Raw genomic sequence first — 25398 nt, 5'->3', positions numbered from 1 at the left:
AGATGGTATCCCTTCATGACAGAATCATTCAAATGAAAAGTGTAGACCAATTGATTGACGAACTGATTACGCTCGCCTTCGCCGAAGACATCGGCGATGGCGACCATACGACCTTGTGTTGCATCCCATCGACTGAGATGGGTAAGAGCCAGTTAATTATCAAAGAAGCCGGTGTGCTGGCCGGTGTAGGCATGGCGCAACGTATCTTCAGGCATTTCGATCCCGATATGCGAATAGATATTTCTATTCGCGATGGTGCCGAGGTGAACAAAGGAGATATTGTGTTTACAGTCGAAGGCAAGGTGCAGTCTCTTCTGCAAACGGAACGACTGGTGTTGAACGTAATGCAACGCATGAGCGGCATCGCAACGACGACGCGCCGTTACGTGAAAGCCCTCGAAGGCACGAAGACGAGGGTGCTGGATACACGTAAAACGACTCCGGGCATGCGTATGCTTGAGAAAGAGGCTGTACGCATCGGCGGGGGAGTCAATCATCGCATCGGGCTGTTCGATATGATTCTGCTGAAAGATAATCATGTCGATTTCGCCGGAGGGATCGAGCAGGCCATTACACGGGCACAGAACTATCTGAAAGAAAAAGGAAAACAACTCAAGATCGAGATCGAAGTCCGAAACTTCAAAGAACTGGACGAAGTGATGAAAGTCGGGGGAGTAGATCGTATCATGCTCGATAACTTCAGTCCGTCGGATACCCGCGAGGCCGTACAGCGTATTGACGGGCGTTATGAGACGGAATCATCGGGTGGAATTACATTCGATACGCTACGCGATTATGCCGAATGCGGAGTAGACTATATCTCGGTAGGAGCTCTGACTCATTCGATCAAAAGTCTTGACATGAGTCTTAAGGCCGTGTAAAGAACGAATGGCCGGCATGTGATATGCGAAAATATCTGCTTCTCTTGTTCTGCTGGGGACTATGTCTTTCGGCGGTTCTTTCACAAGCACAAAGCTTAAAGGGAACGATTACCGATGGTGAAGGGCGACCTGTCTCGTACGCAACGGTTTATATCCGTGAGGTTGCATTAGGCATTGTTGCCAATGAGCAAGGCGAATTTGTGTCGCATCTCGAGCAAGGGCATTATGTCGGGGAATTTTCGGCTCTCGGATACGAAAAACAAGTTCTTCCGTTTACGATTTCCGACACCGAAACGACCCTGCGAATAACGTTGCAGCAGAAAGCGTATTCGTTGGGGGAAGTGGTTGTCGATGGGAGAGGAGAGGATCCGGCATACGCGATTATGCGTAAGGCAATTGCACATGCTCCTTTTTATCGTTTTCAGGTTAAAGCCTATCAGGCGGATGTTTATATCAAAGGAACCCTCAAAACGGGCAAACTGCCGTCATTGGGTTCTGTCCTTATCGGAGATCAGAAGACGAAAATAAAGAACCTTTCGAACAAGCTCTTTCTGATGGAGTCGCAGAATGAGGTAAAGTTCAAAGCGCCGAGTACCTACGACCAGAAGGTCGTCGCATTGTCTTCGTCTATTCCTGCCGAGTTCGACGATGAGAAAATGGCGATGAATGTCGTGACCAGCAACGTGTACGATCCTGAACTGTTCGGCGTAACTTCGCCATTAGCTCCCGGAGCTTTCACGTACTACAAATTCGTGTTGGAGGGCGTCACGACCGAAGGGAGCCGGGTGATCAACAAGATCAGGGTTTTACCGAAGAAGAACAATACACAGCTGGTGAACGGATGGCTTTATATTCTGGACGGTACCTGGAATCTGCAACATATCGATTTCACCGTTAGTCGGATGGGGGTGAGTTTTCGTAATCATGTGTCGTTTCATGAAGTCAAACCCGATGTGTGGTTGCCCACAGCCTATGATATGAGCATGAAGATCAGTATGCTCGGCATAAAGGTCGAAGGGAAATATTATTCTTCGGTTCAATACCGGCAGGTCGATGTGAACGAGAAACAAGCGCAGGCTGCCCGGGCAATGCTCCCGGTACAGTCGGTATTGCCCGTAGAGAAGCAAGCGACGAAGAAACAGCTGAAAGCCCGTAAAAAACTCGAAGAGTTGGCCGCCAAGGAAGAATTGACGACCCGCGACGCTTACCGGATGGCGCAATTGATGCAGGACGCTGCCGAAACACCCGAAATCAAAGAAAAAAGAAAAAGTCTGCAACTACAATCGTGGGATTCAACGGTTCGCATTACACGCGATTCGCTGATCTTGCTACGCGACACCAATTATTGGAAGAAAATACGTACGCAGCCGTTGCAGACAGACGAAATCCTCAGCTACCGATGGAAGGACAGCCTGAAAAACGAAATCCGGAAAGAGAGCCAAAGCGATTCGCTGAAAGGACGAACGTTCGGGAAATGGATGTCGGGATTGTTGATGGGTGAAAAAATCAAGTTGGGCAAGCAGGCAAGAATGGGATACGGAGGTTTGCTGCGGGCAGTACCGGAATACAATTTTGTCGACGGCTTTTGGATCGGACAGCGCCTTGCTCTCGAGGTAGACTTTACGCGAAAAAAGCCGAAGGGCGCTCCGGGCGAAGTCGTCATCTCTTCTTCTTCAAATGATCTCCCTCTCCATAGATCAATCACCTTCTCACCGGAGATTTATTATACAACCGCTCGTAAAGCGCTTGTTTGGCAAGTGAACACGGCGTTCCGTTACGATCCCATACGGCATGGAGAACTTGAACTCTCGGGCGGAGATATCACAGAGGATTATGCGGGTAAAAACGGTACGAACCGATTGATTAACTCCTTTGCGTCGTTGTTGTTCGCCGCCAATACGGCGAAGCTGTATCGCATGCGGTTTGCGGGCGTTACGCATCGTATCGATGTGGCGAACGGATTGCAGTTGTCGGCAACCATGCATTACGAACGGCGATCGACCTTCGAGAACCATACATCCTATCATATCTTCGGAAAGACTCCGAACTCCAATTTCCCTCACGGATATGTTTCCGTTCCGATGCCCGATCATACGGCATGGATTGCCGGTATCCAGTTGCGGTATACGCCGCGCTATTATTATCGGATTCAGGAGGGCCGGAAAATCTACGCGTACTCCAACTATCCGACTTTTACTGTCCACTATCGGCAAGGTATCCCGTTCGGAGGCACACAGAATGCCTCGTTTACGATGCTTTCGGCCGGTGTGATGCAGACCGTCAAACTGAATCTCTTTAATCGATTCTTCTATGGAGTCGAGGCCGGTATGTTTCCGTCAGCAAAGAGACTCTATTTACCCGATTTTAAGCATTTCATCACCCGTGAGCTGTATGTTATCGATCGTCCGATGCAAACGGCTTTCAACTTGATTGATCACTATCGTTATGCGGCCAACGACAAATGGTTGCAGGGGCATCTCATGTACTCTTCCGATTATTTGCTGCTTAAGCATATACGCTTTATGCAAAACTATCTTTTTGATGAAGCGTTACACGTGCATTCACTCTGGATTCCGGGACGAAATTACAGCGAAGCAGGGTATTCCGTCGGCTTTTCGGGGCTTGGGCGGATCGGGATTTTTGCCGGATTTAATAACGGACGTTACGATGCCGTAGGCTTTACCGTCAGCCTCCCTCTGCTGCAATGGGTGAAGTAGGACGGGGGTTAAGCTTCTCGCCTAACGTTTCCGTCGGTTAACCGATAAGTCTGATGACTTTCGGGACAGACGGCCAGCCCCTCGGCATCGAAGTGAAGACGATGACCGTATTCGCTCACCCAGCCCGTCTGACGTGCCGGATTACCTACCACCAGCGCATACGGCGGTACATCTTTCGTCACCACCGCGCCTGCCCCGATCAGCGCATACGCGCCGATGACACATCCGCATATGACGGTCGCATTCGCCCCGATGGACGCTCCTTTTTCTACCCGTGTCGGCCGGAATTCATGCTTGCGCGAGACAGCACTACGCGGATTAACGACATTCGTAAACACACAGCTCGGCCCCAGAAAAACGTCGTCTTCACACGTCACGCCGGTATAGACCGAGACGTTGTTCTGCACCTTGACCCCATTGCCCAGACATACTCCCGGCGAGATGACGACGTTTTGCCCGATCGTGCAATCACGTCCGATCGTGCAACCGGTCATAATGTGCGAAAAATGCCAGATCTTCGTTCCCTGTCCGATGCTGCATCCCGCATCGATAACGGTTGTTTCATGTGCCTGATATTCCATGTTTTGAGAGTGAGAAAAGTTGCTTACTTATAGAGCGCAAAAACGGTCGGTTTTTTGTTCAGGTCGGGCGTGTTTTTGCCCCATTCTTTTACGGGCTTCGTGCGTATCATTTCGTCTTCGCACGAGAGGTTCGAGGCCACGCACAGTCGGGTCGACGGCCTGCATGTGCGCACCAACTCATCCAGCAGCTTGCCGTTTCGGTAAGGCGTTTCGATAAAGAGTTGCGTCTGGTCTTCGGAATAGATGCGCGCTTCCAACGCTTTGATCCGCGCTGTGCGTTGCGCCGCATCGATGGGCAGATAGCCGTGAAAGGCGAAGCTCTGTCCGTTGAATCCGGAGCCCATGATTGTCAGCAGAATAGAAGAAGGCCCAACGAGGGGAACGACCTTATATCCTTTGCGCTGTGCGATGGCTACGATATCAGCCCCGGGATCGGCCACGGCCGGGCAGCCCGCTTCGGAGATCATCCCGACCGATTCGCCCGAGGCCAGTGGTGTCAGATACCCCGCGATCATATGGGGCGACGTGTGCTTGTTCAGCTCGTAGAAATGCAATTCGTCGATCACCAGCGACGGTTCCGTTTTCTTCAGAAACCGGCGCGCCGTGCGTATGTTCTCCACCACAAAATGGCGGATACCAAGAATCACCTCGCGATTATACGCCGGCAACACCTTGTGATGTTCCGTTTCACCCAGCGTGACGGGGATCAGATAAAGAGCCGCTTTCATGTTTCGCTCAACCATTCTTTACGAAGCACAAAAGTACATGAAAAAAACGGATTCAGGTATCGTGAACTTCCTCAAAAAGCAGGGCAGAACACAGTGAATCTTCCCAAAAGATATCTTTCGCATCTTTGTAAAACCTTGTTGCATTTAATACTTGAATTTACGGTGTTTATCGGCTCGGCAGATTACCTCTTACTGATTCAGGACATGGAGGGTATGGCAGGCGGTGAAGGCGGCTGTCTCGGTGCGCAGGCGGCTTTTTCCCAGCGAAATACCTGTGAAGCCGTGCGCTTCGGCCAGCTCGACTTCTTCCTTGCTGAAATCTCCTTCGGGGCCGATCAGTATCACCGCATCTTCGCCCGGACGGTATACCGAACGAATCAAGGGCAAATCCGGAGTGTGGCAATGTGCAATCATTTTCCGTCCTTCAAACGGGCGGGCGACGAAATCGTTGAAGTCACTCATGCCGATAAGCTGAGGCAGGCGTGCTTTCTGTGATTGCTTCATGGCCGAAATTAGGATTTTTTCCAGCCGCTCGGTCTTTACTTCTCGACGCTCCGAGAAACGGCAGTTGAGGCATGTCACGGTATCGATGCCTACTTCGGTCGCTTTTTCGAGAAACCATTCCATGCGGTCGATATTCTTCGTCGGCGCTACGGCCAGATGGATTCGGAACGGCCATAACGACGCCTGCGGTAGGTGTTCTACAACCGTTACCCGGCAATGTTTCGGATGGAGTTCGGCAATCACAGCCCGGTAAAACGATCCTTTGCCGTCGGTCAGCATCAAGGTATCGTCTACTGTCAGACGCAGTACCTTTGTGCAATGCCTCGATTCTTCTTCGGGTAAGAGCGGATTTGTTACAATGTCGGGAGCGTAGAAAAGCTGCATGCGTGAGATACCTGTATATATAAGGTGTCGTTTATTGTATATCGCCGAACTGATCGCGACGGTTCAGCTCGTCCCGGTAAATCTTGGCTGATTCGTAATTTTCTTCGCCGATAGCCTTTTGCATTCGCTCTTCGAGCTCGCCGCGTTGAAGCATATTGAGCCATTCGCGCAGTTTTTCCGGATCGTGAATCTCTTCGGGATTCAGGTCTTTCGATAATACCGGTGTTTCGTTTTCGACCGCTCCCTCATCAATCACCACACCGCATTGCTGCATGATCGATTCGAGCGTGTATATCGGGCAGTTTACCCGCAAGGCGATCGCTACGGCATCCGACGTGCGCGAGTCGATACGCACCTCGTTCGTTCCGTCCGAGAAGATAAGCTCCGAATAGAACACTCCTTCCTCGAATTTATAAATGAATACTTCCGAAAGAAAGAGTTTAAACGACTGTATCAGGCCGACGAACAAGTCGTGCGTCAGGGGGCGGGGAGGGGTTAGCTCTTCCAACGCGATCGCGATCGACTGCGCCTCCGAAACACCGACGATGACGGGCAGACGGCGCGGCCCGCTCTCCGACAAAATCAACGCATAAGCCCCTGATTGGACCTGACTGTTCGTCAGTCCCTGCACCATTAATCTGATTTTCTTATCCATTGTTCGATTCCTCCTTTATTCCTCTTACTTTACTTATTTCTTTCTCGATGGCTTCGAGTGTTGTTTCGTGCAGACGAATATATTTCTCTTTATCCAGCAAATAAAGCGCCGGTAGCGACCGGAACAGATAGTTGCTTTGGGGAATGATCGACAACTGTTCATCATATCCGTTGATCCACTGCTCCGGCAGGTGCGAAGCATGGCTTTTCCAAAGCTCCCGGTCATTGTCCGGATAGATGGCCAGCACCTGCAACTTCCTCTCGGTAAAGAGACGATTCAGGATTTCCGATCCGGCGATTTGTTCGGTGAGTAAGCGGCAATCTTCGCAGGTCGGCTCGTAAAAATAGAGCAAGATCCATTCCGATGTGAGCGCGTATAGCGAATCCTTCTGTCCTGCACCCAAGGTATAGGTGAAATTGCCTGCTTTGACCGGAGGGGCGCATGTTTGATGTTCGGCTTTCGCTCCGCAGAAAGCGGAGAAGAACAAGACGACGCTCAGCATAATCCGTTTACGATTCATTCTTTTTGATTTCACCGGACAAAGATAATCATTTTACAAAGAATGACTATCTTTGTGGAGTTTTTTGAAAATTTTAAAATTGTTTTTATGATGAAGTGCATGAACTATTTATGTGTGATGGTTTTATTCGGAGCATTCACAGCATGTTCCGAGAAACCGCAAAATGTGTTGACCGAGGAAGAAAAAGCCGCGGGATGGCAGTTGTTGTTCGACGGTCAGACGCTTGACGGCTGGCGTGATTACAACGGCCAGACCCTGACCGGTCCGTGGGAGGTGGTCGACGGGGTTATTCAGGCCGATGGCGGCGGCAGCGATGAAAACGGATACATGGTGTATGATCGTATCTACGAAAATTTCGAGTTGCAATGGGATTGGAAAATCTCGAAGGGCGGTAACAGCGGATTGCTGTATCACGTGGTGGAACGTCCGCAGTACAAGGTGCCGTATGTGACCGGTCCCGAATATCAGTTGATCGACGACAAAGGGTTTGCCGAACCGTTGGAGGACTGGCAGCGTTGCGGTGTGGATTATGCGATGTATCTGCCCGATTTCGCGACGATGAACGTACGTCCAGCCGGCGAATGGAATACCTCGAAAATCGTCTTCGACAACGGACATGTAGAGTACTATATGAACGGACAGAAAACGATCGAATTCGAAGCATGGTCGGACGATTGGTTCGAACGTAAGAACAGCGGCAAGTGGGAGAATGCGCCCGAATACGGTCTGGCACGCAAAGGGCTGATCTGCTTGCAGGATCACGGTTATCCGGCTTGGTTCCGCAACATCAAAATCCGTGAATTACCGCGCAAGACGGAGGAAGAAGAATTATTCAACGGCAAAGACCTGACGGGCTGGGATGCGTACGGAACGGAGCAATGGTATGTACAGGACAGCTTGCTCGTTTGCGAGAGCGGTCCCGATAAGCAATACGGTTATCTGGCCACACGCAAATATTATAACGATTTCGAGTTGACGGCCGACTTCAAGCAGGAAGCCGATGGCAACTCGGGTATCTTCATCCGTTCGTTCGTAGAAGAAGGAGCGAAAGTGAACGGCTGGCAGGTGGAAGTGGCTCCGAAAGGATTCGATACGGGCGGTATCTACGAATCGTACGGACGTGGATGGCTGATCCAGATTCCGGACGATCGCGAACATTTCCTCAAAGAAAGAGAGTGGAACACGATGCGTATCCGCGTGGTCGGCAATCAGGTAACCACTTGGTTGAACGGCGAACAGATGGTCGACATTCAGGACGAGAAAATCGGTGCCGGTCAAGGCCGTATCGCTCTGCAAATACATGACGGAGGAGGCATTAAGGTGCTTTGGCGTAACATCCGGGTGAAAACATTGTAATCATTCCCTTACGATTAACGATCCGGAAGATGAAAAGAACGATATGGCTGGGAGCGGTCGTTACACTTCTATGCAGCTTTTTACCGACCGTTTGTCCGGCACAGAGCAAGGCAGAGAAAAACGGTTGGCGGTTGTCTGTGCAATCGTATACGTTCCATAAGTTTACGCTCGTAGAAGCGCTCGACAAAGTAGCGGAACTGGGGGTTCACCACATCGAAGTCTTTCCCGGTCATAAACTGGGCGGACGATGGGGCGATCGGGTGTTCGGCTACGACCTCGACGCACAAACGCGCGAAGAACTGAAAGCGCTTGCCGCCTCGAAGCAGATTCGTTTCGTGGGTACGGGGGTCTACATGACCGACGATGCCTCGACATGGGAGAAGATGTTCCGACTGGCCAAGGATATGGAGATGGAATTTATCTCGTGCGAACCGGCAACGAAAGATTGGGACCTGGTAGAAGGTCTGGCCAAACAGTACGATTTGAAAGTGTCTGTCCATAATCATCCGCAGCCGTCGGACTATTGGACACCCGAAAACGTGTTGAAACAGATCTCGACGCGTGATGCGCGCATCGGTTCCTGTGCCGATGTCGGTCATTGGCGTCGCGAAGGGCTTGATCCGGTCGAGTGCTTGAAAATGTTGCAGGGACGTGTGCGGTCGCTACATTTCAAAGATGTCGCACCGAAAAAGGATGGTGTGGCCTGGCAGGATGATATGATCTGGGGCACCGGCAGTCTGGATATGAAAGGTATGCTCGAAGAGTTGAAACGTCAGCAGTTTGAAGGTGTCTTCTCGATCGAGTACGAAGCCAACTGGGAGAATTCGGTGCCGGATATCCGGAAGTGTATCGAATATTTCCATCAGACGGTCGAAGAACTGTTTCCCTGAGTTTTTTTCTTTCGGATTCACAAACAGAAGGCGATTTGTCATAACGCAATGTTTTGACAAACCGCCTTTTCTTATCCACCCGTTCGATACGTGCTTATGAGGGCGTCGCATACGTGTTTATCGATCCGGTCGATATGAATGACACTTCTTCTCCTTCTCCGAGTATTGTGCTCTACTTTGCTGTTATCAAAGCTTATAGCTGTAAATCGCGGCCAGCACTTTGTGGTATTCGTTTTGCAATTGCAGATGGTAGTCGGTGCTCTGATAGAGCGTACCGATACTGACAAAATACTCGATCATGGAGATTTGTCCCGCTTGCAAGGCTTTATTCAGCAGGGTCACGTTGTCCTGACTCTTGAGCACGGTATCGAATTCGTCCATCGAAGCGCGCAGCGCCTGCAACCGGTCATAGAGCTGCATGAGGCGATTCTCGGCTTGTACCGTAGCGCTTTCGCGTTGCAACGCTATAGCATGACTCTGACGGTGCGCTTTCTTTACCTGATGGCGGTTTGAAAAGAGCGGAATGCTCATTCCCACGACGAAGCCGTTGTATCGATCGCCGCCGGTAGCCGTGTTCAGCCGATAGCCCAGCTCCAGTCCGGGCAGCCCCTGAGCGCGGCTTACGCCGATCTGCCGCTGCGCTTCGGCCTGCCGGTATTGCAACGCCTGTAATGTGGCATCGGAGGCCAGCGCCTCGTCACGCAGCGCGTCCCACGAGAGGGGGGCGGCAGGCGAGGGGTAAACCGTATCGGTGAATGTGATGGGGCGCCCGCCGTTCAACGTGGCCAATTCGCGCAGCTTGCCTTCGCGTTCCGTCTCGTTCAGCCGTTCTTCCGTCTTTACGTTTAAGAGTTCGAGCTTGATTTTATTCGTCTCCAATATATTGGCATTACCTTTCTTCAGACGCTCGTCGTACAGTTCGGCCAGCCGCTCGGCGTCGCGTCGTCGCTCGCGAAGGAGCTGTCGCCGCCGGTTAAGCCACACTAAATCGAGGCAGACCTCTTTGGCATTGAGCAATACCTGACGACGCTCACCGGTGTATTGCGACGCAAAGAGTTGTTGGCGAACGGCCGTCAGTTTGCTGCGTTGTCGGTAAACTGTCGGGAACTCGAACGACTGCGACGCGACGAGCTCGCCCTGTACGCCCATCTCCGTACGATTGCCGTATTGATGCGAATAACTCACCGAAGGATCGGGCAGGTTGTTCTCGCTTTTCGATTCGAGCAACTGCACCTCGTAATATTGGCGGGCAGTCTGCAACTCGCGGTTATTCGTTTCTACCTGACGCAGTACGTCGTCCATCGTCGTCTGCGCCTGTGCCGCAGCTGTTAGCAGCACGGCGATTCCTGTCATCATATATTTTTTCATACGTCTTGCTTTTTATGAATTAACAGATACATAATCGGGATGATAAAGCCGTTCAACAGCGTAGAAGTCAGTAATCCGCCCAGAATCACGACGGCCATGGGGCTTTGAATTTCATTGCCCGGCAGATCGCCTCCCAAGGCCAGCGGAACGAGCGCCAGCGCCGAGGTAAGCGCCGTCATCAGAATGGGGTTGAGCCGGTCTGATGAGCCTTTTCGTACACTTTCAAGCAGTGGCAGACCGCTACGTTTCAAGTCGTTGTAACGGTCGATCAGCAACATGCCGTTACGTGTGGCAATGCCGAACAGCGAAATGAAGCCGATGATGGCGGGGATGCTGATGATTCGGTCGGCAAAGAAGATGGCAAAGATGCCGCCGATCAGCGCCAACGGAAGATTCAGCAGCACGACGGCCGACTGCTTCATGCTCCTGAACTGGTTGTAAAGCAGCAGGAAGATCACGAAAACAGACAGTATGGAGGCGATGAGTAGCGTGCGCGATGCGGCCTGCTCGCTCTCGAACTGTCCGCCGTATTCGATGTGATACCCTTCGGGAAGCACGATCTGCTCATCGATCCGCTCGCGTATCCGGTGGACGATACCCCGCAGGTCACCTCCCGACACATTGGCCGAAACGACAATTTTGCGGCTGACGTTCTCGCGGCTGATCGTATTCGGCCCGCCGGACGAAACAATGTCGGCCACGTAGCTCAGCGGTATTTTCCGCCCGTCGGCATCGATAATCAGGTCGCTGATCCGGCCGATGCCGCTCCGGCTGTCGTCATGGACTCTTACGGTCAGATCGAAGGAACGATTGCCTTCATACACCTGCGAAACGACCTCGCCACCGAGCATGACCGATACATACTCTCCGAACTCGGAAGGGGTGATACCGTATTTGGCGAGCATCTCGCGTTTCGGCTCGATTTTGATCTGGGGACGTTCGATCTGCTGTTCTACGTTCAGGTCGGCAATCCCCTCGATATCGGCGATACTCGTCTTAATCCGGTTGCCGAGCGCGAACATACGGTTCAGGTCCGTGCCGAACAGCTTGATGGCAATATTGGCTTGGGTGCCCGATAACATCGCGTCGATACGGTGCGAGATGGGTTGCCCGATCTCAATATTTACGCCCGAAAGTGTTTTCAGTTTCTCGCGCACTTCTTTAGCGACCTCTTCTTTCGACCGTCCGGAAAGCTCGAACGGCGCTTCGATTTCAGAAACATTGACCCCCAACGCATGTTCGTCCAATTCGGCGCGTCCGGTCTTACGTGCCACCGTTCGTATCTCCGGAATCGAGAGCAGTAATTCTTCCGCCCGGCGGCCTACCTTGTCCGATTCTTCGAGCGAGATGCCCGGCAGCGTGCTTACGTTAATCGTAAACGAACCTTCGTTGAACGACGGCAGAAAACTGTTTCCCAACATGAAAAAGGCGACAAGCGCCACGAGCGCGATCCCGCCCGTAATGCCGAGCGAAGCCTTCCGATGGGCCAGCGTTCGGTCTAAGGCGCGTTCGTAAGCGGCCTTGAGATGACGCACCACGAACGGCTCTCTGTTTTTCTTTGTCTGACGGTCTGCCGTGAGCAGAAAACTGCATAACACAGGCGTCAGCGTCAGCGCTACGAGCGTAGAGGCAAACAGCGCCACAATAAAGGCAACGCCCAACGGCGCCAACATCCGTCCTTCCATACCCGACAGGAAGAATAACGGCACGAAGCTGACTACAATAATAAAGGTAGAGTTCAGGATCGGCATGCGCACTTCCTGCGAGGCGTCGAAGACAACGGCAATCACTCCGCGCCGCTCGGCCTCCGGCTTCATTCGGTTCTCACGCAGACGTTTGTAAACGTTTTCGACGTCGACGATCGCATCGTCGACGAGTGAGCCGATCGCAATGGCCATCCCTCCGATGCTCATCGTGTTAATCGTCAGTCCCATCAGTCGCAGAACGACGATGGCAACGAGCAGCGACAGGGGAATGGTGACGAGCGAGATCAGCGTCGTCCGTGCGTTCATCAGGAAGATAAAGAGGATGATCACGACGAAAACAGCTCCTTCGATCAGCGACCGCTGAATGTTGCCGATCGAACTTTCGATAAACCGCGACTGCCGGAAGATGTCGGTCGCTACCTGTATATCGCGAGGCATCGTTTTTTGCAATTCGGCGATGGAGGCGTCGAGTTTCCGCGTCAGATCGAGCGTGCTCGTATGCGGCTGTTTCGTAACCGTCAGCAATACGGCCGGCTTGGCGCGGTGCGACGCTACGCCGAGTTTCGGCATCTTCGCGCCGATACGTACGTCGGCCACATCGCCCAGCAAGAGCGGCACCTCGCCCACGCGTTTCAATACGGCTTTCGACAAGGCATCGACGTCGTTGGTGGAGATCACGCCACGGATGATGTACTCGTTTCCGTATTCGTATAATACCCCGCCCGAGGCATTTTGATTCATGTCGCGAACGACCTTCATCACCTCGTCCAGCCCGATTCCGTAATGTTTCATCTTTTCGGGATTCAGCAACACCTGATATTCCCTGATGTCGCCTCCCAATACGGCCACCTGTGCTACTCCGCCCGTCGACAACAGGCGCGGACGAATCGTCCAGTCGGCGATCGTTCGCAGTTCCTCCATCGAGGTCGTATCGGCCGTCAGACCGATAATCATCATCTCGCCGAGAATAGACGATTGCGGGCCCAGCGTCGGTCTTCCGGCGTTCGAAGGCAACGATTCGCCGATCATGGCCAGCTTTTCCGATACGATCTGGCGCGCACGGTAGATATCCGTGCCCCAGTTAAACTCGACCCATACGACCGAGAAGCCGGTTGTCGATGATGAACGTACGCGGCGCACATCCGTCGCTCCGTTAACCGCCGTCTCTACAGGAAAAGTGACTAACCGCTCTACTTCTTCGGGTGCCATTCCTTTCGCTTCGGTCATCACGACTACGGTCGGCGCATTCAGGTCGGGGAAGACGTCCACATCCATGTGCATGGCCGTATACGTGCCGGCAAAGAGTAATAATACGGCCGCGGCAAGCACGATCAGCCGATTATTCAATGAAAATCGTATAATATGATTCAGCATATCCGTCCGGTTTTTAATGACTGTGACTATGACCTTCCGGAATCACGCTGGCATTGGCCGCCAGCTTCAGCTGGTAAACGCCCTGCGTCACGACACGGTCTCCCGCATGTATCCCCGAAAGAATCTGCACGCGTTCGCCATCGTTAGCTCCGAGCGTCACTTCTCTTTTCAGATAGCCCTCTTCGTCGAGTTGAACGTAAACGAAGTGAAGTCCTTGCTCCTCGGTTACAGCCTTTATCGGCAAGGTAATGACATCGGGACGCGGGGAGGAAAGCAGATACACTTCGGCGTAAGCGCCGGGCATGATATCGCCGATGTTGTCGAACTCGAAAGTGACGGGGACATAGAACGAGGCTTGTCCCGCCGATTTCCCGAACGACAGCAGCCGCCCTTTCAGTTCGCTCAGTTTGTATATCCGGTCACTGTAGGATACCTTGAAATTCGCACTGCCGATGTGCTGTAAGTCTCTGAAATATTTTTCGGGAACCTCGGCACGCAATTGTAACCGCCGGTTCTGTGAAACGGTGGCGACAGGCTGACCGACTGCCACAAACTCTCCCTGATTGACAAACCGGTTTTTGAGGTATCCGCCGATGGGCGTCGTGAGTCTTACGCCGTGTGCTCCCGCTTTGCCGGCAAACGCCTGATAGGATGTCTTCGCCGTTTCGTAACGGAGGCGGGTCTGCTCGAATTCCTGTGTCGAGATGATTTGATCTTTGACCAGCTCTTCGGCACGCCGAAACTCTTTCTCAGCGGTTTCATACGTAATCCGGGCCTGCGCCACCGGATCGCCGTTGGCAATATCTTTGGCCGAGATCGATGCGATTGCTTCGCCCGCCCGTACCGCCACACCCTCGACTACAGAGCCGGCAAAAGAAAGGATACCGTTCGATGTCGCGGCAATCGTCACCTCGTCGCCTTGTGCCGACAAGATTTGTCCGCCGGCTTTGATCACCTGACAAAACTGACTGGGCGCTACGGTGCTGACTTCCAAACCTACGGCCTTCGCCTGTTCGGCTGTGAAAATAATCTCGTTATCCACTGCTTCATGGGGCTCTTCTTCACAGTCGTGATCATGCTCGTCTCTGTCATGATCATGGTCATGTGTATGGTCATGATGTGAATGTTCATCATGAGCGTGTGGATGTTCGTCTTTTTGTGTGGATGAGCCCCCACACCCGGCCAATATGCAGGCGCAAACCGCCCACAATAAAATAAAGGTTCGATGTTTCATAATTGACTTTTTTTAATGAATGAAGAATCGCTGAGTGCAGTACGTCTGCAATCAGCCTGAAATGATTTTCGGTTCATTAAAAAAGAGGCGGAGCGCGCAGTCCCGAAGCACGTATAATCCACGTATCGTGGAGTGCTTCGATGTAATAGAAGGAAGGATGTTTTCGGGAGAAAAACAGACCGGCTTGTTCCAATTCGGCCGGATAGAGATAATTCAGTAATACGAAGATGGGAATGAGTATAGGCGTCACAGCCGTTTGGTTGTCATGATTCTGTGTCAGGGTGACGGACACGGTCGCTCCGCAATCATCGCATGTCTGTAAAGGATGGTGATGAGGAGGATCGTTCGGAGAAGTTTCGCCGCACGTATGACAACAGGCATGTTGGGCTCCATCTCCCCAAAAAGACATAAAGCAAACTTTCCCACCATCGTGATGATGATGGGGGGCCGTCGCCGAAAACAGGAAGAATACGCTGCTTATCCATACGACCCATTGCATGATATGTCGTTTATGCTTCATCCGATGGCCTTCTTCCGGAGGACAAAGGTAAACGTTTTTTAAGATGATGACAAATTAAAAACCGTTTTCAGCTCCGAAAAGTCCGAAATCACAACGTCGGCCGTCTCGTTGCCGGCATATGCTTGCCAACCGATGTTTTTGAGCCAGACCGTACGGCAATCGATGGCGGTGGCAGGAACGATATCCTTATCGTATGAGTCGCCGATCACCGCGATATGAGCAGCCGGTATGTTCAGGGCATTGACTCCCAATTGGAATATCTCCGGATCGGGTTTGCGAACACCCACTACCGCCGACTCGATAACGAGCGGGAAATACGCGTCGAGACGGAAATCTTTCAAGACCGTCCGAAGGTTCCCGTAAAAATTGGAGACCATGGCCAGCGGATAGCTGTCGGCCAGCGCCTCGATAACAGGGCGCGCCGCAGCCGTCGACTGCGCAGCGAACGTATAGCAACGCCCGGCCAGACTCCGTTTTAATTCGCGTGAGGCTTCCTTGTCCGACAAATGCCGATTCTCACGAAGCCACTCGATCTGCAAATCGGTCTTAATACGCATCATATCGGCAAACGTATGCTCCGGTTTCACCAAAGGAAGTTGCCCCATCGTCCGCTCGGCATATACGTAAGCCTGCCGGAAAACGTCTTTCGTGACGGGGACAGTTTCCGCCTGATAAGCTTGCCAGATCACTTCCGCCCAATGCAGCCCGTTACTGTCGATCGTACCGCCGTAGTCGAACACAATCCCTTGAATAGCTTTTATATTGATCATTGTTGTTGGTTCTTTAATGAGTGAGTAAAGTCGGTGCAAATACGTTCATGCTTCGTCACCATGTAAACGAGCATGACATTGAGCACCGTCAGTTCGAAGACGAAATAAAGCCATGGCTGATCGATCAAGAGGCTTACGAATAACGCGATAACACGGGTGTTGAACGAAAGCATATTCGTATATTTCATCAACGGTAGACTTTTCGTACGGAAAGCTTTGCGAAACCATTCCGGCGCTTCGCCGTGATAATCGTTCCGGATCACGTCCATCATCTCCTGAAATCGAGGTGTCCATTGTTCTTGTCCGCGTGTGTAACGCAGGTAAAACATCTCGAAGAGTTTGTAGATAAAATCGTGCTTCCATGTCATCTTCTCGAAATTAGCCTTTACAACCGGCGAGTGGGACAGCTCGCTGCCGGCTTTTCCTTTCAGAAAAAGGAGATGGATGTTCCGGTAGTAATCGGCCATGGCAGCTTGTTTGCCGTGAAAGAATCCCGTAATGATGGCTATGAGCCAGATCCATCCGCCCCAGACGGGCATGAGTCGCAAACAAATGGCGACGTAGATAACGAAGAACCAGACATCGCCGCAGAAGCCGTCGAGAATCCGTCCCAACGGTGATTTTTGTCCGGTCATGCGCGCCAGCTGACCGTCGGCGCTGTCGTACATATTGGCCCAGATAAGGAGTAACATCCCGATCACGTTGATTGTCAGTGAAGGGTAGTAAAAACAGATACCGGCGGTAATCCCGATAAAGATTCCCGCCACGGTAACGACATTCGGCGATATGCCCATCCGCTCGAACAGCAAGGCCCATCGATAACCCAGCGGACGATAAAAATGTATATCGATAAACTCTTCCGTATCCAGCGACTTAAGCGTGGATTCCAAATCCTTTTTCGGTGTGTTGCGTGCCATTATGGTTTCATGAAACGGTAAATACATTCGGCGATATGCGGAGCCGCTTCGTCACGGCAAGGCGCAAAGCTCGGCCAGTCGTTGAAGTCGATCAGCCGTACCGTGCCGTCTTCCGATACGATGCAGTCGCCGCCATAAATATGGACGTTTAGCACTTCGGCAGCCTGATTGCACAGTTTCTTCAAATATTCCCGATCAAAGGGAAAGCCTTTGGCGGCACCGTTGATTTGTTCAAGTCCGAACTTTCCGTGATGCATCTCGAACGGATAAAACCAATAGAAGAAATCGGTTCCGTACACACCGTAAAATTTGACCAGATCGCCAATCAGATGTTCGTTGATGACGGCCGACTCGATCCCTCGCACGGCAAACTCATGAAAAATACCTTTGGCCTCTTCGCCATGACGGACGTAGGTCACGTCTTCCCGATGGATGGCGTGGAAATCTCCGCGTTTGATCCAGCAATGATGAAAGCCGGCCTCCTCGAGCGCCTCCGTCGGATCGTCTTCCGTTTGAAGTATCAGGCTTTTCGGATGGGCTATCCCGGCAGAGAGTAAAAGACGCGTCATTTTTTCACGGGTACAGTTTTCGATGCCGTAGCCCGAATTGATGACGCGGCAGCCTTCGTCTTCCATACGTTGTAGTTTACGTACGGTCTGTCGTTCACGCGCCATGTTAAAAACCATATCGGCTTCGATGTCCCGAACCAGCAAGTCTGATTCGATGTATTCGTTTACTGTGCATCCCATACGACGCAGATGAAGGGCCGTCAATGAAAAAATGGCGGCGTCATTTCCTATATGATTCGGGGAAAAACGGTTCCCCCGACGAATACCGGCTACTTTATGCGTATTCATATTGATTGATCATTAATAATCTGACAGGTATGTATCAGGTTAAAAACGTTTCTGCCTTAGCCAAATCACGGATATGATCGACGTCGATAATTTTATCGAACGGATAGGCTTTCAGATGCAAGCCTTCGCTCACCAACAGGCGTTGATAGTTGCGCATCCGTGAGATTCCTTGTGTCATCGCCTGCTCCAACACCGGGAGTGCTGTTTTTTTCAGGCAATAGATACCTCCCGAAACATAACGACACGTCTCGTCTGCCGTATCGAGGAAAGCTTGGATTCTCCCGTCATCGTCTGTCTTTACGTAAAGCGGCTTCTCATCGTCCACGAAGCTTGTAACGGCCATCAAGCCGTCCAAAGTCGATGCTTGCTCGAATGCGCGAATATATCGTGTAAATTCATCTTCCTGAAAAATCGTATCGACAGTAGTCAGACAAAACCGATCGCCGGTCAAAAAGCGGCTTAACGCGTGAAAGCTATGCATCGAACTGGGTGTGGATTGTACCGACAAATGAAACGGTACCGGCAGCGAAAGAGCTTTCAGATGCGTCTGCACTTCCGTCATCTCTTCATTCACGATGATACTGATCGACGTGGCATGATGCCTCAAAAAAATATGAATCAGCCGGTCAATCAAGGGGACTCCGTGTAAACGGATCAAGGGTTTGGGCGTTTTCATTCCTTCCTGAACGAGGCGGGAACCTTCACCGGCAGCGATAATTGCATAATCCATGAGTGCGTTTATTTTTTTGATGGGCAAAGGTATCGCTTTTCCTTCAGATAACGAAACTATCCCAGTAAGCACATCAGTAGCACCTGCACAATAATGACCCGGGTGAACATACCTAACGGATAAACAGTCGCATAAGCGATCGAAGGATTATCTCCGGGTATCGTTTCATTGACGTAGCTTAATGCCATCGGATTAGCCATACTTCCGCACAACATGCCCGAAACCGTTCCGAAATCGATCTTCATGACTTTCAAAGCGATCACCCCAACAACAAGGGTGGGGATAAGGGTCAGTCCTGCTCCGATCGCGATCCACAAAAGCCCTTCGGGACGAAACACCGTTTCGAAGAAATGCGTGCCCGCATCCAGCCCCAGACATGCTAGATACATGGAAAGACCGATCGCACGAAGCATCAGATTGGCGCTGCGCGTTGTATACGTAATCATGTGTATGCGAGGTCCGAATGTGCCCAGTAAAATGCCGACAACAACCGGCCCTGCGGCTAAACCTAATTTTACTGGTGTCGCGATGCCCGGAAAAGAGAAGGGTATGGACCCTAAAGCCAATCCCAGAACAAGGCCGATAAAAATCACGACCAGGTTAGGCTCTTCCAAATCTTGGACGGCATTCCCCAATACTTGCTCTACGTTGCGGATCGCCGCAGCTTCGCCCACGACTGTTAACCGGTCTCCTAACTGAAGCACCAATTCGGGAGTGGCAAGCAATTCCACACCCGAACGAAACACACGGCTGATATTGATCCCATAATGGTTGCGTAGACGAAGAGAACCTAATTTTTTGCCGTTCAATGCCGCACGAGTCACAACAATACGTTTCGAAACCAACTCCGTATCAATGGCATTCCAGTCGATATCTTCCTTATTCCAGTCCGTATTTTCCTGTTGCCCGAACAGGAACGTTAAGGCTTGCACATCTTTTTCCGATGTGATAACCAATAACCTGTCGTTCTTTTTCAAGATCTTCTCCGATGTCGGAATACTTACATGTCCGTCTCTCCATAAACGCGAGATGATAAATTTCAGATCGCTCATCCGGACGATATCCTGAACGCTTTTTTCAAAGACTGCCGGATTATGCACCTGAAACGCGGCGACATATACTTTTTTTAAATCTTCTTTTTCGGCCTTGTTCAGTAATTCCTGACGAACGAGCACTTTCCGAATAAGTAAGACCGCGAAAATCACCCCGACCACCCCTAAAGGATAAGCTACGGCGCAGCCTAAGGCAGGGATGTTGCTATCCAGGCCGATCTGCTTCAAGGTCTGCTGTGCCGCTCCTAAGGCCGGAGTGTTTGTGGTGGCTCCGCAAAAAATACCGACCATATCCGGTAACGATACTTCGGTCAGATACGAAAGCAGAACGGTCAACCCGGTCCCGATCAGGATAAGCGCCATCGATAGCATGTTAAGTGTAATCCCTTCTTTTCGAAACGAATTGAAAAAGCCCGGCCCGACCTGTAAACCGAGAGAATAGATGAAGATGACTAATCCGAAACTTTCAGCATAAGCCAACATCTTATCATCTACGGAAAGCCCGATATGACCGGCTAAAATACCTGTAAAAAAAACGAATGTAACCCCCAAAGATATTCCGCCTATATGTACTTTGCCCAATGCTAACCCTATCGCGACGATAAGCGAAAGCACGACCACCGCTTGCAAGGCGGAGTGTTCTACAAATAAACCATTCAACCAATCCATCTTTACCGATTAAAAGAAGGCACAAAGATAAAACAGTTATGGCGAGAAAGCGGAGTCTGAGATACAAAAAATGTAGAATGAACAGAATATAGGTAAAATAGACTTTTGTTTTTAAAAGAAAAAGGCGACTTTTGCATGAATCATATCATTTAGAACGGTAAGATGAAACTAAGAAGCCTGTTATGTACCTTTTTGTTATGCTTGTTTTTGGGGGCAGGAGAAGGATTTGCGCAATATATGATCCATGTAGAAGGATATATCAAAGATTCATTAACTCATGAAGCTATGCCTGCCGTATCGGTAATGCTGAAAGGAACGACGATCGGCACGGTCACGGACAACAGAGGCCATTTTTCCTTACAGGCCACCTCTCCCGGAAATGTATTGCGTGTTTCGTTTCTGGGCTATGAGGAGGTTGAACTTCCGCTGAAAACAAGTGCTAAAAATAATGTGACGATCTGGTTGAAGCCTACATCTTACGAACTGTTCGATATTGTCGTTAAACCCGGGAAAGAGAAATATTCCAGAAAAAAGAATCCGGCGGTAGAACTTGTTGAGAAGGTGATCGATCGGCGCACAAGCAATGATCCTTGCCAACATGATTACTATCATTATAGTACGTACGATCAGAAGATATTGGCCAAAAATGACTTTAACGAAGAGGAGGCACGTAAGAAAAAACGCTACAAACAGATCGATTTTATTTTCAACTACATCGATACGTCCAGGGTATCGGGCAAACCGATTCTACCGCTTTACAACGAAGAGTTGATTGAGAAAGTATATTATCGGAAGTCACCGACTGCGGAACGTAAAGTCGTACAGGGGGTGAAACGTGCCGGACTGATCGAAATCTTTTCGGAAGACGGGGTTAAACAGTTTATTGAAGAGGTCTTTCGGGAAGTGGATATTTTTCAGGATAATATTCCGTTGTTCCTGAATCGTTTCGTCAGTCCGCTTGCTTCGTTTGGCCCGCTTTACTATAAGTATTACTTGTCCGATACGGTGCTGGTGGACGGTGAGCCGTGTGTCGATCTGGCCTTCGTGCCGTTCAATTCGGAGTCGTTCGGTTTTACGGGACACCTTTATATTACGCTCGATTCGGCTTATTTTGTAAAACGGGTAAAGCTGAATGTGCCGCGGCACATTAACCTGAACTTTGTGGATTTTATGCGGATCGAACAAGAATTTATGCGTACGGACGATGGCACACGGCTGATGACGAAAAACGATATTACCGTCGAATTTAAACTGAGCGCTAAAAGTAAAGGCACATATGCACGCCGCATTTGTCTTTACCGCGATCATTCGTTCGAGCCTCCCGAAGATATGACCGTTTTTCGGGAGAACAATCCGGTGATGGAGACGGAAAATGCCCGAAAACGTTCGGATGAATATTGGCAGGGACATCGGGAGAACGAGAAAGAGATTACGCAGACCTCGGTCGAGAAGATGATGGCGCAACTGCGCGCCGTGCCTGCTTTCTTCTGGACGGAGAAGGTCGTGGGCGCTCTGATTAACGGGTATGTGCAGCCTTGGGAAACGAACAGCCCCGTCGAATTTGGACCGGTGAACACCTTTATCAGCGGGAATGCGCTCGAAGGCGCACGATACCGCTTCGGCGGAACGACTACGACGAATCTTAGCCGACGTTTCTTTGTGGATGGTTATCTGGCTTACGGTGCCGGCGACAAAAAGTTCAAAGGGGATTTGCTGGTTGAATATTCGTTTAACAATAAACAAAGTTTTCGCAAGGAATATCCGTTTCATTATGTGCGTGCCGAATATCGCTACGATATCAATCAGATCGGGCAGCATTACCTCTATACGAACGCGGACAATGTGTTTATGATGCTTAAGCGACGCAAAAACAACCTGATCACCTATATGCAGAAGGCTGAGCTTAGCTATTATCATGAGCATTATAACGGACTCGGGTACGGCATTACGGCTCGTCACCTGACAGAGTGGGCGTCACGTTATGTCCCGTTTACTCAAATTCGTCCTGACGGCGTCACGTCTTTTCCGGTCGATCATTACCGATCGGCACAGTTGGAGGTGAAGTTGCGTTGGGCGCCGAACGAGAAATTCTATCAGTCGCGTAACTATCGCTATCCCATTACGCTCGATGCACCGATCATCACGCTCAGTCATACTTTTGCCCGAAAAGGCATCTTGGGTACCGATCATCATTATAACCGTACCGAGATCGGTGTCCGAAAGCGCTTCTGGATGTCGCCGTTCGGATATGTCGATCTTTACGCGCAAGCCGGCAAAGTGTGGGATAAAGTTCCTTATCCGTTGCTCATCATCCCGAATGCGAACTTATCGTACAGCATCGAACCGGAGACATACGCCTTGATGGACCCGATGGAGTTTATTAATGACCGTTATGCGTCGTGGGAAGTCACGTATTTTATGAACGGAGCTTTGCTGAATCGTCTGCCGCTCATCAAACGCTTGCAACTGCGTGAGGTTTTTGCTTTTCGCGGATGGTATGGCGATCTGAGCGACAAGAACAATCCATGGAAGCCGGGCAATGAAGGACTTTACGTTTTTCCGGAAAACAGCTATTTGATGGAGAAGCGTCCTTATATGGAAATCAGTTGCGGGCTTGACAATATTTTCAAGTTGATTCGGCTCGATTATGTCTGGCGACTTTCTTATCGGGATCATCCGCATACGTCCAATAGTGGGCTAAGGATGAAAATGCAATTTTCTTTCTGAATGTTTTTATTGGATTGCTTGGCGATTTTAAGATTTGTATTTACATTTGTCAGAAAAAAAGTACAAACAACCTAAAGAACACAACAGAATTATGGAAACATGGTGGGGATCGCTCGATCCATTTATGCAAACACTCTGGGGCATCGCAATTTTTGCCTCATTGGTCTTTATTATTCAAAGTGTCATGACGTTCGTCGGCATGGACTCGAATACCGATTTCGAAGCCGACTTTGAGGGGGATATGTCTGTCGATGGCGGAGGGGAATCAACCCCGTTTCAGCTTTTTACGTTTCGTAACTTGATTAACTTTCTGTTGGGATTCAGCTGGACGGCGATTGCCGTGCGTGCTTCTACGGAAAGTACGGCGACGATTTTGATCGCTTCGGTGATTGTGGGGGTATTGCTTGTGGCTGCCGTCATGTTCCTGTTTAAATGGATGAGCGGCATGCAGCAATCAGGCACGATCGATATGAGCGAAGCTGTTGGATGTAAAGGTTCCGTTTATTTGACGGTTCCGCCGCACCGGAGCGGCGAAGGAAAAGTACAAATCACCGTTCGTGGCGCCATCCGCGAATACGATGCGCTGACCGACGGCGAGCGGCTGATGAACGAAACGCCGATTCGGGTCATACAGGTGTTGAACGGCCATACGGTCTTGGTCGAAAGACTTTGAGATAGCTAAGTTATTACTCTAATCATTTATACATTATGCCAAGTTTATATTTAATTGTAGCCATCGTAGCCGTCTTGTTTGTGACGTTCGCTTCGATTCTTTCGCGTTATAAACGCTGTCCTTCGGACAAAATATTAGTTGTGTACGGAAAAACGGGTAGAAATAAGGAAGGGGGAGTCAGTTCCGCTCGCTGTATTCACGGAGGAGCCGCCTTTATATGGCCTGTGTTCCAAAACTATGCGTTTCTCGATTTGACTCCGATTTCTATCGAGTGCAACCTGACGAATGCACTGAGTAAGCAAAACATCCGTGTAGACGTGCCTTGCCGCTTTACCGTCGGTATTTCGACCGAGCCGGAAAGCATGACGAATGCGGCCGAACGTCTGCTGGGACAAAATACACACAATATCCAGAATATTGCGACCGATATTCTTTTCGGACAGCTTCGTCTGGTCATCGCCACGATGGATATCGAGGAGATCAATGCCGACCGTGACAAGTTTCTGGCCAACGTCAGTGCCAACGTCGAGGCCGAGCTTCGCAAGATTGGGTTGAAGTTGATTAACGTGAATGTGACCGATATTCGTGACGAATCAGGCTATATCGAAGCGCTCGGAAAAGAAGCTGCTGCCAAGGCAATCAACGAAGCCAAGAAAAGTGTGGCCGAGCAGAACCGTTTCGGAGAAATCGGTAAAGCCGAAGCCGACCGTGACAAAGACATCCGAATCGCAGAGACCCTGCGTGATACGCGTATCCGTACGTCCGAAGCCAATGCATTGGCCGTCGAAGGAGAGAACAACGCGAAGATTGCCATTGCGAACTCCGATGCTACGCGTCGCGAGAAAGAGGCTGAAGCCGCACGCCGAGCCGTAGCAGCCGAAAAGGTGCAGACTGCAAAAGCGTTGCAGGAAGCTTATCAGTCGGAACGCGAAGCCGAGTTGACGCGTGCCGAACGTGAAAAGGCTACGCAGACGGCGAACGTGGTTGTTCCGGCAGAGATCGAGAAAGAAAAAGCGATCATCGATGCCGAAGCTGAGGCCGAGAAGCTGCGTCGCAAAGCACGAGGTGAGGCCGATGCCATCTTTGCGAAGATGGATGCCGAAGCACGTGGTATTTACGAGGTGCTTACGAAGCAGGCCGAAGGGTACGATCGTCTTGTGCGTGCTGCCGGAAGCGATCCGGATAAGGCGGTTCTGATGCTGATCACCGACAAATTGCCCGAGCTTGTCAAAACACAGGTGGAAGCCGTCAAGAATATTAAGATTGACAAGATTACCGTTTGGGATGGCAATAATGCAGACGGCAAAGGAATGACCTCGACCGCCAACTTTATTTCCGGGCTGATGAAATCCGTTCCCCCGCTGAACGATCTGTTTAACATGGCCGGAATGAATCTTCCGTCGTATCTCAAAGGACAGGACGACAAGACGACGATTCCGCTGAAGCCTGTGGAATCCGAGCCTGCTCCCGAAAGAAAAGAACCGCCCACGAAAAGGTAAAGTGTGAGAAGAAAAAGTCTTTTATCCCCCCGCAGGGCAACCGCATCAAATTCCGAGGAACTGTCCCGACCGACATCCGGCCGGGC

Annotated in this window: 21 protein-coding genes; 7 read left to right on the top strand and 14 right to left on the bottom strand. The window is 50.7% G+C overall.

The window, feature by feature from the left end:
- The first annotated feature begins 32 nt into the window (after positions 1–32).
- Both nadC and Q4A89_RS02060 read left to right on the top strand, forming a co-directional pair.
- A complete protein-coding gene (gene nadC, locus Q4A89_RS02065) occupies positions 33–881 on the top strand; it encodes a carboxylating nicotinate-nucleotide diphosphorylase (protein WP_303183371.1) in 849 nt (282 codons plus the stop codon).
- A 23-nt stretch (positions 882–904) separates the two neighbouring features.
- Complete coding sequence (locus tag Q4A89_RS02060; RefSeq protein ID WP_303183369.1) at positions 905–3598, top strand: DUF5686 and carboxypeptidase regulatory-like domain-containing protein; 2694 nt, start codon at positions 905–907, stop codon at positions 3596–3598.
- A gap of 8 nt (positions 3599–3606) precedes the next feature.
- Here Q4A89_RS02060 and Q4A89_RS02055 read toward each other — a convergent pair whose 3' ends face one another.
- From Q4A89_RS02055 to Q4A89_RS02035, 5 genes are all read right to left on the bottom strand, one after another.
- Positions 3607–4179, bottom strand: a complete 573-nt coding sequence (locus Q4A89_RS02055; RefSeq protein ID WP_303183368.1) for an acyltransferase — start codon at positions 4177–4179, stop codon at positions 3607–3609.
- Positions 4180–4202: 23 nt separating this feature from the next.
- The gene (locus Q4A89_RS02050) at positions 4203–4907 is read right to left on the bottom strand and encodes an SAM-dependent methyltransferase (protein WP_303183391.1); all 705 of its coding nucleotides are present in this window, start codon (positions 4905–4907) and stop codon (positions 4203–4205) included.
- 189 nt (positions 4908–5096) lie between these two features.
- A complete protein-coding gene (locus Q4A89_RS02045; protein WP_303183367.1) occupies positions 5097–5795 on the bottom strand; it encodes a 16S rRNA (uracil(1498)-N(3))-methyltransferase in 699 nt (232 codons plus the stop codon).
- A 31-nt stretch (positions 5796–5826) separates the two neighbouring features.
- Positions 5827–6450: a bifunctional nuclease family protein gene (locus Q4A89_RS02040; protein ID WP_303183366.1), complete on the bottom strand. Its 624-nt coding sequence runs from the start codon at positions 6448–6450 to the stop codon at positions 5827–5829.
- Positions 6443–6970, bottom strand: coding sequence for a thioredoxin family protein (locus Q4A89_RS02035; protein ID WP_303183365.1), 528 nt, complete (start codon positions 6968–6970; stop codon positions 6443–6445). Before Q4A89_RS02035 ends, Q4A89_RS02040 begins: the two co-directional genes overlap by 8 nt.
- Positions 6971–7087: 117 nt before the next feature.
- Here Q4A89_RS02035 and Q4A89_RS02030 point away from each other — a divergent pair, with 117 nt between their 5' ends.
- A complete protein-coding gene (locus Q4A89_RS02030) occupies positions 7088–8326 on the top strand; it encodes a DUF1080 domain-containing protein (RefSeq protein WP_303183389.1) in 1239 nt (412 codons plus the stop codon).
- 29 nt (positions 8327–8355) lie between these two features.
- Complete coding sequence (locus tag Q4A89_RS02025; RefSeq protein ID WP_303183364.1) at positions 8356–9216, top strand: sugar phosphate isomerase/epimerase; 861 nt, start codon at positions 8356–8358, stop codon at positions 9214–9216.
- A gap of 186 nt (positions 9217–9402) precedes the next feature.
- Here Q4A89_RS02025 and Q4A89_RS02020 read toward each other — a convergent pair whose 3' ends face one another.
- The 9 genes from Q4A89_RS02020 to Q4A89_RS01980 all read right to left on the bottom strand — a co-directional run bounded on the left by Q4A89_RS02020 (position 9403) and on the right by Q4A89_RS01980 (position 20413).
- Positions 9403–10584: a TolC family protein gene (locus tag Q4A89_RS02020; protein ID WP_303183362.1), complete on the bottom strand. Its 1182-nt coding sequence runs from the start codon at positions 10582–10584 to the stop codon at positions 9403–9405.
- Positions 10581–13664 carry an efflux RND transporter permease subunit gene (locus Q4A89_RS02015; RefSeq protein ID WP_303183361.1) on the bottom strand — a complete coding sequence of 1028 codons (3084 nt, stop codon included), beginning with the start codon at positions 13662–13664 and terminating at the stop codon, positions 10581–10583. Before Q4A89_RS02015 ends, Q4A89_RS02020 begins: the two co-directional genes overlap by 4 nt.
- Positions 13665–13677: 13 nt before the next feature.
- A complete protein-coding gene (locus tag Q4A89_RS02010) occupies positions 13678–14898 on the bottom strand; it encodes an efflux RND transporter periplasmic adaptor subunit (protein ID WP_303183360.1) in 1221 nt (406 codons plus the stop codon).
- A 76-nt stretch (positions 14899–14974) separates the two neighbouring features.
- Positions 14975–15418 (bottom strand): DUF6769 family protein, encoded by a 444-nt coding sequence (locus tag Q4A89_RS02005; protein WP_303183359.1) that lies wholly within the window; start codon positions 15416–15418, stop codon positions 14975–14977.
- A 38-nt stretch (positions 15419–15456) separates the two neighbouring features.
- Positions 15457–16188, bottom strand: a complete 732-nt coding sequence (locus tag Q4A89_RS02000) for an HAD family hydrolase (RefSeq protein ID WP_303183357.1) — start codon at positions 16186–16188, stop codon at positions 15457–15459.
- A complete protein-coding gene (locus Q4A89_RS01995; protein WP_303183356.1) occupies positions 16185–17105 on the bottom strand; it encodes a CDP-alcohol phosphatidyltransferase family protein in 921 nt (306 codons plus the stop codon). The genes Q4A89_RS02000 and Q4A89_RS01995 overlap by 4 nt, the downstream gene beginning before the upstream one ends.
- Positions 17105–17962, bottom strand: a complete 858-nt coding sequence (locus Q4A89_RS01990) for a hypothetical protein (RefSeq protein WP_303183355.1) — start codon at positions 17960–17962, stop codon at positions 17105–17107. The genes Q4A89_RS01995 and Q4A89_RS01990 overlap by 1 nt, the downstream gene beginning before the upstream one ends.
- 34 nt (positions 17963–17996) lie before the next feature.
- Entirely contained in the window at positions 17997–18692 is a 696-nt protein-coding gene (locus Q4A89_RS01985; RefSeq protein WP_303183354.1) for a sugar phosphate nucleotidyltransferase, read from the bottom strand.
- A gap of 56 nt (positions 18693–18748) precedes the next feature.
- Complete coding sequence (locus tag Q4A89_RS01980) at positions 18749–20413, bottom strand: putative transporter (protein ID WP_303183352.1); 1665 nt, start codon at positions 20411–20413, stop codon at positions 18749–18751.
- Between the two features lie 237 nt (positions 20414–20650).
- Here Q4A89_RS01980 and Q4A89_RS01975 point away from each other — a divergent pair, with 237 nt between their 5' ends.
- From Q4A89_RS01975 to Q4A89_RS01965, 3 genes are all read left to right on the top strand, one after another.
- Positions 20651–23140 carry a DUF5686 and carboxypeptidase-like regulatory domain-containing protein gene (locus Q4A89_RS01975; protein ID WP_303183351.1) on the top strand — a complete coding sequence of 830 codons (2490 nt, stop codon included), beginning with the start codon at positions 20651–20653 and terminating at the stop codon, positions 23138–23140.
- 91 nt (positions 23141–23231) lie between these two features.
- Entirely contained in the window at positions 23232–23813 is a 582-nt protein-coding gene (locus Q4A89_RS01970) for a hypothetical protein (RefSeq protein ID WP_303183350.1), read from the top strand.
- A gap of 35 nt (positions 23814–23848) precedes the next feature.
- Entirely contained in the window at positions 23849–25312 is a 1464-nt protein-coding gene (locus tag Q4A89_RS01965; protein ID WP_303183349.1) for a flotillin family protein, read from the top strand.
- The last annotated feature ends 86 nt before the right edge of the window (positions 25313–25398 follow it).

Origin of the sequence: Tannerella sp. (assembly GCF_030528505.1) — a bacterium.
Taxonomy (GTDB): domain Bacteria; phylum Bacteroidota; class Bacteroidia; order Bacteroidales; family Tannerellaceae; genus Tannerella.
The sequence above is the reverse complement of the archived record's forward strand: the minus strand, read 5'-3'. Positions and strand labels throughout refer to the sequence as shown.

Excerpts from the sequence above, each read along its gene's own strand:
- nadC (WP_303183371.1), top strand. The coding sequence starts at position 33 with ATGAAAAGTGTAGACCAATTGATTGACGAACTGATTACGCTCGCCTTC.
- Q4A89_RS02060 (WP_303183369.1), top strand. The coding sequence starts at position 905 with ATGCGAAAATATCTGCTTCTCTTGTTCTGCTGGGGACTATGTCTTTCG.
- Q4A89_RS02055 (WP_303183368.1), bottom strand. The coding sequence starts at position 4,179 with ATGGAATATCAGGCACATGAAACAACCGTTATCGATGCGGGATGCAGC.
- Q4A89_RS02050 (WP_303183391.1), bottom strand. The coding sequence starts at position 4,907 with ATGAAAGCGGCTCTTTATCTGATCCCCGTCACGCTGGGTGAAACGGAA.
- Q4A89_RS02045 (WP_303183367.1), bottom strand. The coding sequence starts at position 5,795 with ATGCAGCTTTTCTACGCTCCCGACATTGTAACAAATCCGCTCTTACCC.
- Q4A89_RS02040 (WP_303183366.1), bottom strand. The coding sequence starts at position 6,450 with ATGGATAAGAAAATCAGATTAATGGTGCAGGGACTGACGAACAGTCAG.
- Q4A89_RS02035 (WP_303183365.1), bottom strand. The coding sequence starts at position 6,970 with ATGAATCGTAAACGGATTATGCTGAGCGTCGTCTTGTTCTTCTCCGCT.
- Q4A89_RS02030 (WP_303183389.1), top strand. The coding sequence starts at position 7,088 with ATGGTTTTATTCGGAGCATTCACAGCATGTTCCGAGAAACCGCAAAAT.
- Q4A89_RS02025 (WP_303183364.1), top strand. The coding sequence starts at position 8,356 with ATGAAAAGAACGATATGGCTGGGAGCGGTCGTTACACTTCTATGCAGC.
- Q4A89_RS02020 (WP_303183362.1), bottom strand. The coding sequence starts at position 10,584 with ATGAAAAAATATATGATGACAGGAATCGCCGTGCTGCTAACAGCTGCG.
- Q4A89_RS02015 (WP_303183361.1), bottom strand. The coding sequence starts at position 13,664 with ATGCTGAATCATATTATACGATTTTCATTGAATAATCGGCTGATCGTG.
- Q4A89_RS02010 (WP_303183360.1), bottom strand. The coding sequence starts at position 14,898 with ATGAAACATCGAACCTTTATTTTATTGTGGGCGGTTTGCGCCTGCATA.
- Q4A89_RS02005 (WP_303183359.1), bottom strand. The coding sequence starts at position 15,418 with ATGAAGCATAAACGACATATCATGCAATGGGTCGTATGGATAAGCAGC.
- Q4A89_RS02000 (WP_303183357.1), bottom strand. The coding sequence starts at position 16,188 with ATGATCAATATAAAAGCTATTCAAGGGATTGTGTTCGACTACGGCGGT.
- Q4A89_RS01995 (WP_303183356.1), bottom strand. The coding sequence starts at position 17,105 with ATGGCACGCAACACACCGAAAAAGGATTTGGAATCCACGCTTAAGTCG.
- Q4A89_RS01990 (WP_303183355.1), bottom strand. The coding sequence starts at position 17,962 with ATGAATACGCATAAAGTAGCCGGTATTCGTCGGGGGAACCGTTTTTCC.
- Q4A89_RS01985 (WP_303183354.1), bottom strand. The coding sequence starts at position 18,692 with ATGGATTATGCAATTATCGCTGCCGGTGAAGGTTCCCGCCTCGTTCAG.
- Q4A89_RS01980 (WP_303183352.1), bottom strand. The coding sequence starts at position 20,413 with ATGGATTGGTTGAATGGTTTATTTGTAGAACACTCCGCCTTGCAAGCG.
- Q4A89_RS01975 (WP_303183351.1), top strand. The coding sequence starts at position 20,651 with ATGATCCATGTAGAAGGATATATCAAAGATTCATTAACTCATGAAGCT.
- Q4A89_RS01970 (WP_303183350.1), top strand. The coding sequence starts at position 23,232 with ATGGAAACATGGTGGGGATCGCTCGATCCATTTATGCAAACACTCTGG.
- Q4A89_RS01965 (WP_303183349.1), top strand. The coding sequence starts at position 23,849 with ATGCCAAGTTTATATTTAATTGTAGCCATCGTAGCCGTCTTGTTTGTG.